A 14,150-nucleotide genomic window follows, 5' to 3' on the forward strand; every position below is an offset into this window, starting at 1 on the left:
TAAATTAGGACTTTACCCATAAATTGGGTTTGTGAGCATGATTTTAGAAACAATCAATTAGGAGAGTAATGGAGATTGGATTTGTTGGGTCTAAAGACCCAAACTTGCTAGCTAGAAGCGGTACGTAATGTAGAATTGAGTTGTATAATCCCCAAATCACCAGTGTTTTTCCGGCCTATAGTTAAATCAATATTAAGTAATTGTATTACATTACCATTTTCAAATTGATAGTTAATTTTTAAAGGAAGGGTGAGTGTCCATTGGTTATCTCGAGATTCAATGAGTCGAGGCACCCCATCTATTTGGCTTATTGCACTGAGTTTTCGGGTCTTAAACGTTTTAATGTTGCCTGATTTTTCAAAAGCATTTATAAATTTGTCCCATCCTTGTTGCGTGTAGCACGATTGCAATTTTTTCAATTGTTCATCTATGGATTGAGAATCAAAATTAAACGATTTAATTGCAGCGTGCTCAGCCCAAGCTAAGATAATATCTTGATTAATGTTTTTAATTTCAACAGGAGTTTTATAATCACAGTCGATAAGGGCTGCTATTCTTTGTTGAGCCGAGGTGGATTGTTGGGTATTTTGTAACACGTGTTCATTAGATTGTATTATTGGAGTCTTGCTCGGTGTTACTGTATTGGGGTTAACTGGATCCTTAAGCGCAGCAATAATTCGCATAATTCCAAACTCGCCTGTCAGTTCACGTCCCATAGTTAAACTAACATTTAGAAATTGAGTTACTTTGACTTGTTTGTTTTGATAAACAACTTGTAAGGGTAATTCGATGCTCCATTGGTTATTTCTAGTTCTGATCAGTTTTATTTGACCATCCACTTTACTGCTCATCATAAAATCTTGTGTTTTAATTGCTTCAATATTGCCTGATTTTTCTAAAGCACTCTTAAAATTCGCCCAACCTTTTGCAGTATAACAAGACTCCAATTTCTGTAACTGAGTCTCTAGAGATGCCGAATTAAAATCAAAAGATTGTGTTGCGGCATATTCTGCCCATTTTATCACCAGGTCTTCGTCAATCTCTGTTATCTCGCTGGGAATTTTGTAATTGCAATTAATTGTCTCTGGCCTCTCTTCAGAACGTCTATTAAATGTAATTTTCGGAAGTTGCGATGATTGCGACATTTCAACATTTTGAGCTAATTGTATTTTATTATTCTGTTGCTGACTGAGTGATTTTAGCGTATTAAGTCCTTTTATTTTATCTAACTTGGGTAATGCGGCATAAAAACTCACTGTGCCCTTTTCTTTGAAATAGGATAATAATTTAGGCAATTTATTAGCAAAAATATCTGATTTAACGGCAAGAAACTGATTTTTAGTCCATTCCAACCAAGGTTCTTCAATCTCATTTTTATAATAAGAAGTTAAGTTTGCTATGAGGGCTTTTATTGCTTTCTCATGTTCTAGTACTTGTTCCTCAATAAGGTTTTGGAGCTGGCTGGTAATATTATACTCTAATTTTAGGCACAATTCGGGATGACTTTGGATTCTATCTGTCTCAGAAAGGGATTTATTTGAAGCAATGAATAAAGAAGTCAGAAACGAAGTAACTGTTTTTTTCAGATTCTCCGCGCTATTTATTTGATGCGTCACGCTCAAGGATACACCTTCCAGCGCCTCCCTTATTGCAGTTGCTTTTTGAGATATCGGAGCAGCACGTGGTGTTGCAACTATTTGAACTATGCCGAGTTTAAATGCGTTCCTCCAGCTGATAATCATGTACACATTAAGAAAATGTGTTATTTCTTCTTGATTATTTTTATAAAAAACTTTAATAGGCACATTTATTTTCCATTGATTTTCCTGAGCATCAATCAGTTGAACTTTTCCATCCAAAATGCTGCTTACCATTAGATTTTGGGTTTTTATTGAATTAATATTTCCCGAATCGGTTAATGCATTAATGAAGCTAACCCATCCATTTTTGGTATAGCATGTTCTTAAATTCTTCAACTGAGTGTCAAAGGACGGCAAATCAAAATTAAAAGAATGGAGTACAGCATATTTTGCCCAGCTTACAATTAAGGCATTATCAATATTTTGAGCTTCAGGAGAAATCCTATAATCACAATTTATTTCGATTGATTGTTGCTTTTTCGTTGTAGTGTTCGCCTTTTGATGAGTTGTCCCTGCATGTTGTACCCCCTTATAGGATTTAGCACGCGTAGATATTTTTTCAGAAATAGAATCCGGGGTTTGTACGGCATATACTTGAATACAGATTAAATTAAATAATACCCCGCAAGCTATATGTCTTTTCATGAGATAACATTCCTTATTAATATCTAACCATTCTTTGTTCACTTCCTGTTATGGGTAGTTTTATTCTTGATTAAAACTTTTCTTATTAAGTGTATGAAATAGTAGAAAAATTTCAACATGGAATTGAGGACTTGTTTGAAGCAGACAAGGTAAATTTTAAGCATTCATTGAGTAATGATTGACACTGTATCGGTATCTATACCCTCAATAAAACAAAATACGTCATTTCAATAACCATATAAAAATATAACGGCTTTTTTGTAATTAAGCCAGTTAAGTGGTCCATTAGTGCTTGAACCTAGCCCGTAGCTCGGGCATGGTTCAGACCTACGTTTATAAACATTACTTATCTCATCATCCGGTTGTCAACATACCACAAGAGATGCCTGTAACTGTTTTTCTTAAAAGAGGTAAATCTTTTCTTTTCATGGCTTCAATCTGAATGAGATTCAAAGGATGAACCATGGTTGATCTTAATTGAATGCTTTCCCCAAGCCATGGTTGATGAAAACAAAAATCGTTCTCACCTGTTATTTGATAGAAGAATAGGATGGTTGACTCGAGTTCTGATTGAAAAGGCTTGAGGTATTCATTGGAGCCAGTCAGTTGGTACAAGTATTGCTCCCAGATAGGGAGGTAAACTTTAGATAGAGTGACGCCTAGTTGTTTGATAAAGGAAGCAAAAAGAGCATTTTCCCTATAGAGAACCTTAAGCCTATTTTTTCCAGGATCATTTAACTCTAGCCAAGTGGAACCAAGCCCCCACCAGGTTGGGAAAAGAAGCCGTGTTTGAGTCCAGCATAAAATCCAGGGGATGGCCCGAAGTTTTCTTTGATCAGGTCCTGATTTTCGTTTGGTCGGACGAGAGCCAATCTTCAGTTCCCTCAAAAAATGATAGGGCGAGGCCTGTTCAATGACGGACCAAAACCATTCGCTTTGTATAAGCGCTTTATATTTCTGACTGACTTTTGTAGAAAATAATAACAATTCTTCAGGATAGCTATCCTCAGTGTTTTTATCTTTTTGTGAATAGATATCAAGGAATTTGTCAATCTGGCTTTTGAGTATGGAACTCGAACTAAAAAGTCTTGCGACCATTTCCCCCTGAACAGTTACTTTATAATTATCCATCATTTCTTTGGACCAGGAAGCAGTCTGTTCTTTGATATCTCCACCTCCTCGTTCGATACTTCCTCCTGACCCATGAAAAAAAATGGGCCGAAGGTTCTTATTTTCCAGTATAGACTGAATACTTCTTAAGCTTTTCGCAATCATGAGCCGGGAAGGCAATACGCCATTTTCTTTAGACGAATCGGAATAACCCAGCATGACTTCATAGTTTCCGTCCCACTGTGTAAGATGCTTCTGTCTAATCTCTTCAGTGATTGAATGATTTAAAATTGTATCAGCACTGGTGAGAGCAAGTTGATTTTCAAACAAAGGCACCACAGGTAGGGCATAGCTTCTAAAAATTTGTTTAACCAGGTTAATTCCATTTTTTATGTCCTCAGCAGATTCAACCATGCTGAGGATAAAACCGCGTATATAGTTTTTGGGGTCACTACCATGAGTTATGGAGTAGACATGTTCAAGCATTTTGGTAATCGTTGTTTTTTTTATGCTTGTTAAACTCTCTTTTACAACGGCTGAATCTTCTCTGAGTTCTATAGGTATAACCAGAGCAGGATAAAGCTGCAAAATGCTGGAGATGATGGAGAATTGTTCAAGCTCGAAATTTAAAAACTTTAGAGTATCTGTCTGTACAGCAGTTAATTCATTTTTGAAGCCAGCTACTTTCTTGTAATCTCTTGGTTGTATTTTTCTAAGATCGTGAGTTTTTTTAATAAGCTGATTGATCTGATTTTCCAATACTTTGTTTTTATTTAGTGCGGTTGAGAGCTTAACTATTTCTAGTACTTCTTTTAGGTATTCCTGAATGCAGGCAATAAAAAATGATCGGGAAAGCTCGAGACTTTTAACCATGATTTTTTCATTAACACCTGAGTGTCCATCTTTATCACCCCCTACCCAAGTACGTAATTGAACAGGAACGCCTTTGGTTAAAAGGGAATGATAAAGTTTGATATTGAGTGGATTGAGTGCGTATTGATAGATGTAGCGTGCCTCGTCCTCTACGCTTGGTTTTTTATGATAGGAAATATTAATCTGAAGTGCGATTTTAAGCATTTGATCAAGATGGGATTCATTCTTCAGATAGGGGGATTTTAGAATCTCGACAAGAGAGTCACGAATTGCTTTAAACAGCGTTAAAAACTCATTTGTGCGCGCTTCTGTTGGATGCGCCGTTAAGACATAATGAATACCCTGAGGCTTGTCAGAATAGAATTTTTCTTCTCTTTGATTGATACGAAAAATACGGTAAGCACCTTCACAGGCATTAATGAGTTCCATCATGAGAGAAAACCCATGAGCAATTTGATAAAGCTGATTTCTATCAAGCTGGGAAAGCTCAGTTTGAAGACCAAGAAGCGCATTTCTAAGTGCAAATGGTTCGCTGCCAATCGTATCTTGCATGGATAGTCGGATTTGCTCAATTCGCTCATATGTTTCTTCCCCATAAACTTCTGCAATGGCGTTCCCTAAACGAGTAAGGGACCAGGAAACCATACGGCTGAGTTCTCTTGGCAGATGGGAGACATTTTGTTTCATTGAAAACTCCGATTTCTAAGAGGGAGAAAGTCCTTTATTGAGTACGCCCCCATATGACTTTCTCCAACTGACTCGCAAACGATTCTGATGCAATGATACTCTTTAAAAAAATAAATTAACGAGGCATAATATCGCTCGTAAAAATATCAAGCGGTAGAGCAAGGGTACAACACGCATTGGGTATATCTACGATTCCACTAATGCGTCCTTCGATAGGAGCAGCACTTAATAAAAGATACGCTTGTTCTCCACTGAGGCCCATTTTTGTTTTTAAATATTCAATTGCATTCAAGCATGCTTGTTTATACGCAATAGTAGCATCTAAATAATATTGTTTTCCTTTTTCATCAACCGATATCCCTTCAAATATTAAGTAGCGCGAATAATGTGGTTCTAACGAAGGGGTATAAAACAGTGGATTTTTAAGTGAATACTTTTTGCATCCTTGAGGGATAAGATCTACTTTTAAGACGATCCATCCTGCCATTTCAATTCCTCCGCAAAAACTAATTTCACCATCTCCTTGAGAAAAATGAATATCACCTACCGAAAGATGAGCATCTTCTATAAATACTGGAAAGAAAATACGCGACCCTTTTGTTAAATTTTTAATATCACAATTTCCACCATTTTCCCGCGGAGGAATAGTTCGAGCCGCTTGATGAGCAATTTTTTCATAATTATTATGAGCACATGTTCCTAATAATGCTCCTTTTTTCTGTGGCAATTCAGCATAAGGAGGAATCCGTGTAGGATCTTTCATTTTAAGTGCCTCTTCACGTTGATTCCATTGAGCTAAAAGTTCATGAGAAGGAGCACAGCCAATTAGGCCGGGGTGAAGTATGCCAGGGAAGCGAACACCTGGAATGTGCCGAGAAGAGGTATATGCACCTTCGAAATCCCAAATAGCTTTTGCAGCATTGGGAAAATGGTCAGTTAAAAACCCACCCCCATTTTCATGAGCAAAAATTCCACTAAACCCCCATTCCGCTCCTTCAAGTGCACCTATGTCGAGAATTTCTACTACCAAAATGTCGCCTGGCCGTGCTCCTTGAACTGCGATAGGACCACTTAAATAATGCACCTGGGTTAAATCAACAAATTTAATATCATCCGCATTGTCATTATTTTTTATTTGTCCTCCTGTCCAATCAAGACACTCTACACGAAAAATATCTCCAGGTTTTACAGTTGCTACGGCAGGAATATCGGGATGCCATCGATTATGAAGCGGATACGGCTGCTCGTGAGGTTTTTTATTGAGATCTACTGTAATAATCGTTTTTGGCATGCCTTCTCCTTTTTATTTACTATCCTTTATTAGGTACAAAAAATAATACCATAGGAAATATGGCTAAACAGCTAGCAAATATAAAAACTCACTTTAATGAATGAGTCTATGAATGCTGAGCATCTATTTGCCTCGCTTAATTTTTATAAATTTAATATATGGAGTGGTTAATTTAAATACTATAATTCGATCAAACACATTAGGATGGAGACTAATATGTTAGCAGTACGTATGCATGAGTATAATAAGCCTTTGGTTCTTGAAGAAGTTCCTGTTCCTGATATTAAACCTGATGAAATCCTTGTAAAAGTTACAGCAGCCGGTATGTGTCGAACTGATGTGCAATTACTTGATGGTTATTTTCAAAAATATGCGAATCTACCTTTACCACTCACCCCAGGCCATGAGATAGCAGGTATGATACAAAAGATAGGTAGCTTGGTTCCTGGTTCTGCTGGGTTTGAGAAAGGCGATCAGGTAGTTGTCGTGGGCGGTTGGGGTGATGAGATGTGTCGTCACTGTCATGAAGGCAATACGCAAATTTGTAGCCATGGGCAGTGGCCAGGGTTTGGTCCTTATGGTGGCTATTCGGAATTTGTTCCGGTCCCTGCGAGATATCTTATCAAGGTGGATAAAGCTCTAAAGGCCGAAGAACTAGCTCCTCTTACTGATGCAGGTTTAACTCCCTATCGAGGCATTAAAAAACTTCGCGATGCCGGAGCTTTGGGGCCAAATCGAGTACTTGGAGTACTAGGTATTGGGGGACTTGGTACTTATGCTGTGCAATATGCAAAGCTCTTGGGCGCTGGAGCGACAGTGGTTGCTTTTGCTCGTCATCCCGACAAACTTACTGTTGCCAAGAAATATGGAGCTGATCATGTTATTAGCACTAAAGGTAAATCAATAGATGATATTAGAAATGAGTTAAGAAAGGCTACTCACCAAGGTGAACTTGATGCGGTTATTGACTGTGTAGGAGCCGAAGAGATGATCATTATGGGGTTCGGGCTCTTATCGATTGGGGGACACTATGCCTCAGTTGGCCTAGTTGGAGACAAGATTAATATTCCTCTCTTTCCTTTTGTATCTCGTGAATATACTTATCATGGCTCATTCTGGGGTAATTACAATGATCTCACCGAAATAATAACGCTTGCATCACAAGGTCGAATCCAACATACGCTTAAACTAATTCATCCTGAGCAAATTAATGAACACCTCAATCTACTGAGGGCTGGTGAAATTATTGGCCGTGTTGTAATTAAGTTTTGAACATTAAAGAATGTGGGGTTTTATTGATGTCATTCCCGCCGCGCGGGAATGGCACGAAACAAATTGATCATTAGAAGCCCGATAAATTGTTTAAAAAAGTGACGATATCTTGGGCCCCGACCTTCGCAATGACAGTTCCCTCTTAATGAAGTATAAATACATGAGACAAAGTTACTTTTGTCGTTAAATTTAGGAGCTCCTAGATATTATGGAAAAATTCTTTTGGTTTTCTCTCCCTATTACCTTGATGATTGTCTATTTAGTTGTACGTGCTTTCACTAAGAAACCCGTGAAAAGAAGAGACATCAATATGATCTCGGCAATCTATTTGATTTTTTATGTACTCATTACTGCCGGGCTGGGGCTATTCTGGGTAGCACGCATGGATTTGCCTGCCTTTGATTTACATTATTTGTTTGGCTATTGTTTACTATTTTTAGTTTCTGTCCATCTTTGGTTTCAACTTCCCCTGGTTTTTCACTGGCTAAAAAAAAATAGCCCCTCTGTTCTGCTTGATGAAACACAGACTCAATGGAAGCCATGGGCTAAAAAAATCTGTTTAATTATCATCACGCTAATTGCTTTTCTTGTGATAACAACGATCGTATATGAATTTATTAGCCCAGCAACAACCCCCCTTATCGAGAATAACCCGGAATCACCGAGTGGTCATCGAATCTGGTTTACCACCGGAGAAAAGAAAGTAGACTCTATTCGTTATATCCACCATCACGGGGATCTCACTCGCAGTACTGTGTTTGGCCTGAAGTTTAATATTGCCAAGCCTGAGGAATTTAAAAATTATCCTAATTATCCAGTGACAACACTGCCGATACCTGGCAATCGTTCTGGCACTTCGCTGAGTCAAAGTTTATCCCCAGTGCAATCAAATTCTGTAACTTCTTTGAGTTTACAGAATTTATCGAATGTTCTTTATTACTCAAACGGGATAACAGATAAGTTAAATTACCCTGGAGTACATTTATTGCTGCGCGCTGCCGCATCAGCAGGTGCACTCTATCCCAATGATTTATACGTTGCTGCGATCAATGTAAAAGGACTTAATCCTGGCATTTATTATTACCACCCTGCAAATCATAATTTAACGCAAATTGGTAACCAGCAATCACTTCAAGCTCTTTCCCTGGCAAGTCCTTATCCTGACATACAAAAAAATGCCTCAGCCATTATTATTATCACCGCCAATTTTGACCGTACTATTTGGAAATACCGGGAGCGTTCTTTTCGCTATATAGTGCCAGATGCCGGGCATATTTTGGGCAATCTTGGCGTTGTGGCCTCATCTATACAGCTACCATATGTAAGCACATCTTTTTTTGATGATGAAAAAATGAAGATGGTCTTGGGACTGTCACCACAAGATGAGGGCGTTTTATCAATGGTCGTGCTCGGAAAGAATAAGCTCACTGAACGCGTGGTAATACCTCAATTCACCCCAGCTGCTCTGCCCAAAAAGATTCAAGATATCGAACTGACGCGTCTTTCTTATAAGCTAACCTCGGTACACTGGACAAAAGGATTAATGAAAATTCCCAAAATTGACTTGGCACAACATCAGGATGATTTTCCCACTACAGATGCGCTTATTCAATTACCACTTGGATCCATAGCTGAAGAAGATACCTTTACCGTTATTAAAAGTCGCCGATCATTTCGGCAGTTTTCCGACCAAGAGGTTAGCCTTGACGATTTTGCAGGTGTAATCCGCCAGTCCTTTGCCCCTCTTAGAAATCCACATAATGTTGAAGATGGGCGTCGCGTTGAACTGTTCGTAATAGTTTCTAAAGTAAAAGACTTAGCCAAAGGTGTTTACCGGTATATTCCTGAAGAAGCCGCTTTAGAGAAAATCAGGGAGGGTAATTTTTCAAAAAGAATATATCAAGCTGGTCTTTCTCAGGAGCTTCTTGAACGAGCAGCTTTTGTTATTGCCTGGAGTGTTGATCTCAGTCAGATAGGAAAGCTCCATGGAGAAAGAGATTACCGGTATGCCAATTTAGAATCGGGCATAGGCGGAGAAACAACCTATCTCGCCGCCCAAGCCCGTGGATTAGGAGCTTGCTCGGTAGGCGCATTTTATGATGATGAATTACGAGATCTCCTTAATATTAGGGAAACTGCGAAACATGTGCTCTTGTTAACTGCCGTGGGTAATAGATAGGTTCTTAAGGATGGGACCGAGATAGCTCGGTTCTGATACCTGAGGTATCGTCAGTTTTGAGAAACCTCCACTAAATTTTTCGCCTACCTACCGCGCTTAATTTCTTCGTCTACGTACCGCGCTTTATGCGCGGTATCCAGGAAATCTTGCTGTAGAAATGTTCAGCGGCATCTTAAAATATCGTTCTGGATACCGCGCATAAAGCGCGGTACGTAGGAAAGCAGTACGTAGAGAAATTTAAGCGGTACGTAGAGAAATTTAAAAAACTGACGATCTCTCAGGTTCTGATACCGACTGCGAATTTTTACTACCCAATTCTATTGAGTTTATCGTTGTTACGAAGCTCAGAAATTTTATTGTTAATTTCTTCTGCAGTAGTAAGTGTAAGCTCATAAGAAACTTCAGGGCCTTTAAAAAATGGTATTTCTTTTCGATTTGTCGTCGTATCTATATCATGCTCTTTAAATATCTTAGTAATATCCGCTACACTGTCAAACATGCTGGCAGGTACGGAATAAGTATCCACGAAAGATCGCCTAACACTATAATCTATTTCACTGAGCCATTTTTTTTGTATAAATGCCTTTTCTAAATAGTTACCCTCAAACTTTTTTTCTTTAGGATTATCACGACTATCGGATGAAATGAATTGAACGTTATTTCCTACAAGTTTAATACGAATCATCTCTGCTCCTCTTTGAAATATTGGTTTTGATGAAATTATGATCATCATGGGCATATTTAATTATAGAAGCATCTCGAAATTTTTGATTTGTTTTAGATTATTCTGTCCTTATAAAGGTCAGTTTGAAATTGACATAGCGATACTACACAAATGCGACTACAGGCAAATGAGTTGTAATCATCATTTCAATAAGTTACAAAAAAAGGGGTTGGGGTTGAGTAAATAACAAGGCTGAGGTGGCAGCTACAATAGAGTCGTCATCTTTAAAAAACAAGAATTTTTCTTAATAGATTGATGATGTTATATTTTTTCCCGTACTCAAAGTATAACCGAGAGCAAGGATTTTTATTTTTCGTGCTAAAGGAAATAAAAATTTAAAACAATATGGCAAAGGAGATGACTGTGTTTCGAATTTTTTTAAAATTAAATAAATTATTTCTAAGTCTCATGTTTATTTCCCTGTCATGCCAGGCAGCCCAATCTCCCTTTATAATCGGTGCAGGTATTTACGACATTACAGGAGCAGCTGCTGAAATCAACATGTTAGGGTATGCACAGCTGCAACAATACGCCCAAGGGATACACTCTCGTCTCTGGTCTCGAGCGTTTATCATTATGTCACCCGACACAGGAAAGCGGGTGGTATTTGTGAGTGCAGACCTAGGTATGATTTTCCAATCGGTAAAGCAGGGGGTTATCAAAGAACTCCAAGATCAATATGGAGACTTATATGACGATAAAAATGTCATGATTAGTGCCACACATACCCACTCAGGCACGGGAGGATATGCATTTGAGACTTTGTATAACTTTACAGTCCGTGGATTTTATAAAAAAAATTATAACGCGGTTGTGAATGGAATTGTGCAATCCATCATTCGCGCTCACCAGAATCTTGAACCCGGTACTATTTATATTGAAGCTTCTGAACTTACTAACACGAGCAAAAATCGCTCTATAAGCGCCTATTTAAAAAACTCCGAAGAAGAACGCAATCAATATGAACATAACACCGATAAATCATTCACATTGATTAAGCTTGTTAATGAAAAAGAGGAGCCTATAGGAACTATCAATTGGCATGCTGTACATGGTGTGTCAATGAGCAATAAAAATGTACTTATTAGTGGGGATAATAAAGGGTATGCATCCTATCTTTTTGAAAAAAGCATGCATAGTGATTACCTGCAAACTAAAACCTTTGTGGCCGCATTTGCTCAAGCCAATGAAGGTGATAACAGTCCAAATATCTTTGATGGTTTGTCGGATGGTGACTGCGATAAAATGACTTGCCATGATATTCAACATACGTTCATCATTGGCGAGCGGCAATACAGAAAAGCCAAAGAATTATTTAATGCAGCGAATACGCCTATTGGCAAAGGCGTTGATTATCGTCATCAATATCTCGACATGGAAAATACCTTTGTGGCACCAGAGTTTACCGGTGGAACCGAAGAACATACGTGCCAGGCATCTCTGGGCTATTCTTTTGGTGCAGGCACCACAGATGGCCCAGGTTTAGAGATTTTCTTTCACCAAGGGGAATTAGAAACCGATCCTTTCTTTGTTTTTTTACGCGATCTTATAAAGCAACCAACTCCCTCGATGATTCGCTGTCAGCAACCAAAGCCCATTCTTCTTGCTGTTGGCCTCAACGAACCTGCATGGGTACCCCATAATATGCCTGTGCAAATCTTTAAAATCGGGGATTTAGTGATTGCGGGTGTTCCTGGCGAATTTACTACCATGTCCGGCCGCAGAATAAAAAATTTATTACATGAGACCTTTCAAGTGCCAGCAAAACACGTGGTTATTGCTGGGCTGAGTAATTCTTATGCTGGTTATATCACTACACCCGAAGAATACCTGCAACAAAATTACGAAGGTGGTTTTACAGTATTTGGCCCATGGACTTTACCTGCCTACCTGCAGGGATTAAAACAAATCGCCCTTGATATGATTTACCAACGAGAAAGTGATCCAGGCCCCTTACCTGAAGATCTAAGCGGTCATACTGGGAACATAATCCCTTCTGTAGTATTCGACGATGTTCCCCCAACGCTAAAATTTGGAAGTGTGCACTTAGAACCAGAGGAAGAGTATCAGCGCGGAGAGCTTGTGCATGTCATTTTCTGGGCCGGTCATCCAAGGAATAATCTTGAAACCATGAGGGGTTTTCTAGAGGTACAACTAAATTCTGGTGGGGAATGGCAAACAATAGCTCATGATTGGGATTTTAATACGATTTACCGATGGGAACGAATCTTTATTGCCTATGCCTATGGTCATGTGTATTGGAAAATTCCACCTGATGCAATACCAGGCACCTATAGGATTAAACATTCAGGTCATTATAAATACGGTTGGAATCAACAAATCTATCCTTATGAAGGGATATCAAAACCGTTCAAGGTGATTTGACCGCTCGCGAAGCCCGTATTTAGCGAAAGCATAATAGGGGACTCTTACATCCCGGGAAGATGAGATTTAACCATGAGGTCCTTTAGTGACAATGGCTCCAACCTTTTGCGAAGCTGGTAATCGTTTCCCTGTATGTTCTTTAGCTGTTTGCTTGCAAGCAGAGTTTTTCTCCATTCGAGGAATTTAATACACTAATATGGAAGTCCATTCAAATAGAGCCTGGATGCAAGCAATCAGGGTATTCTGGTTGTACTTAAATTAATCTCATTGCGTCCAAAGTTGGTTCTTCCAGTTTCGCTTCATCTTTCTTTAAGTTTAAGAGTTGCTTTCCTAATTCATCTTGTTTGACTTTATTATTCCAAATTAGGAGATGAGTTTTATTAGATATTTCTGTTTTAATCGTACTAATTTGTTCTGGAGTAAGTTCCTTTGTATGGCGATAATAAGCATAAAGTTGAGCACATATCTCCTCAATTTTTTTCTCTTCGCTTAGCTCCTCATTCTCCGGCTGCAGGTGAAAATCTATCACACAACATAATGTGGCGTGTACATTATTCATATGAAATGCAGAAAAAAATGCACGATAATAAGCACTGTTGCGCACAAAAACAGGAATAATCGGATTTTGTAAACTCCAGAAACCATCAAGTCGAACAACATGAATAGGAATTTTATTCATCAATGCCAGCTTGGCTGCTCCAGCATAAACTCTAGGCGGTTCTTGCCCTAATCGTGCAAAATTACCTTGAGGGAATAGTGCGACACAGCCGTGTTCATCAAGGGCTTTACTCGCTTGTTCTAATGCGCCGGCATTAGCAGAGCGCCCATTATCACTTTTAGTTGAATGTGCATCTACCGGTATCGCTTTAAACATCTTCAGAAAAGAAGAAACACCGGGCATCGCATTATAAGCAGTTGTGGCAAGAAACCGGGGTGGCGTGCCTTTTATTTTTGAGGCAATAACAACTGCTTCCCAGCCAGTTCGATGCGGACCTACTGCAATGAGTTTATTTTCGTTTTCTGCATTAGTAATCTCTAAATCGCCGCTTTTTGTATGCATCATACGTGTCATAAACAGCAAAAGACCTGCTATTATGCGGGCAAAACGACTTTCATAGTTAAGGCGATTGTTAGACTCAGCGAAACGTGCAATCATCAACGTCATTACAGCAAGACCAGCAAGTAGCAACAATATAGTATTAGCACTCGACACAGAATCATCATTATTTAGCGGATCTAAATGGGGATCAATTTTGCCGTACATGTTAATTACTCCTTTAAAGACTAAATAGATTAGGATTGTATTTCCGTGATTAGTAAATTTAATCACATTCCTTTAAATTT

General features: G+C 38.7%; 8 protein-coding genes. 3 read left to right on the forward strand and 5 right to left on the reverse strand.

Annotated features, from left to right (window positions below):
* Window positions 1-107: 107 nt before the first annotated feature.
* The 3 genes from FOLKNPGA_RS02530 to fmdA all read right to left on the reverse strand — a co-directional run bounded on the left by FOLKNPGA_RS02530 (window position 108) and on the right by fmdA (window position 6,246).
* On the reverse strand, window positions 108-2,285 hold the full coding sequence (locus FOLKNPGA_RS02530; RefSeq protein WP_182351610.1) for a DotI/IcmL family type IV secretion protein: 2,178 nt from the start codon (window positions 2,283-2,285) through the stop codon (window positions 108-110).
* Between the two features lie 354 nt (window positions 2,286-2,639).
* The gene (locus FOLKNPGA_RS02535; RefSeq protein WP_182351611.1) at window positions 2,640-4,955 is read right to left on the reverse strand and encodes a phosphoenolpyruvate carboxylase; all 2,316 of its coding nucleotides are present in this window, start codon (window positions 4,953-4,955) and stop codon (window positions 2,640-2,642) included.
* 115 nt (window positions 4,956-5,070) lie between these two features.
* Entirely contained in the window at window positions 5,071-6,246 is a 1,176-nt protein-coding gene (gene fmdA, locus FOLKNPGA_RS02540; RefSeq protein ID WP_182351612.1) for a formamidase, read from the reverse strand.
* A gap of 216 nt (window positions 6,247-6,462) precedes the next feature.
* Here fmdA and FOLKNPGA_RS02545 point away from each other — a divergent pair, with 216 nt between their 5' ends.
* Both FOLKNPGA_RS02545 and FOLKNPGA_RS02550 read left to right on the forward strand, forming a co-directional pair.
* A complete protein-coding gene (locus FOLKNPGA_RS02545) occupies window positions 6,463-7,518 on the forward strand; it encodes an NAD(P)-dependent alcohol dehydrogenase (RefSeq protein WP_182351613.1) in 1,056 nt (351 codons plus the stop codon).
* Between the two features lie 208 nt (window positions 7,519-7,726).
* Complete coding sequence (locus FOLKNPGA_RS02550) at window positions 7,727-9,697, forward strand: SagB/ThcOx family dehydrogenase (RefSeq protein WP_182351614.1); 1,971 nt, start codon at window positions 7,727-7,729, stop codon at window positions 9,695-9,697.
* 307 nt (window positions 9,698-10,004) lie between these two features.
* Here FOLKNPGA_RS02550 and FOLKNPGA_RS02555 read toward each other — a convergent pair whose 3' ends face one another.
* Window positions 10,005-10,382: a hypothetical protein gene (locus tag FOLKNPGA_RS02555; protein WP_182351615.1), complete on the reverse strand. Its 378-nt coding sequence runs from the start codon at window positions 10,380-10,382 to the stop codon at window positions 10,005-10,007.
* Window positions 10,383-10,784: 402 nt separating this feature from the next.
* Here FOLKNPGA_RS02555 and FOLKNPGA_RS02560 point away from each other — a divergent pair, with 402 nt between their 5' ends.
* Window positions 10,785-12,806 (forward strand): neutral/alkaline ceramidase, encoded by a 2,022-nt coding sequence (locus FOLKNPGA_RS02560; protein ID WP_182351616.1) that lies wholly within the window; start codon window positions 10,785-10,787, stop codon window positions 12,804-12,806.
* 253 nt (window positions 12,807-13,059) lie between these two features.
* On the opposite strand, the gene FOLKNPGA_RS02565 is transcribed toward FOLKNPGA_RS02560, so the two are convergent.
* Window positions 13,060-14,070 (reverse strand): 1-acyl-sn-glycerol-3-phosphate acyltransferase, encoded by a 1,011-nt coding sequence (locus FOLKNPGA_RS02565; protein WP_182351617.1) that lies wholly within the window; start codon window positions 14,068-14,070, stop codon window positions 13,060-13,062.
* Between the last annotated feature and the right edge of the window lie 80 nt (window positions 14,071-14,150).

Origin of the sequence: Legionella sp. PC1000, from assembly GCF_014109805.1 — a bacterium.
Classification (GTDB): Bacteria; Pseudomonadota; Gammaproteobacteria; order Legionellales; family Legionellaceae; genus Legionella; species Legionella resiliens.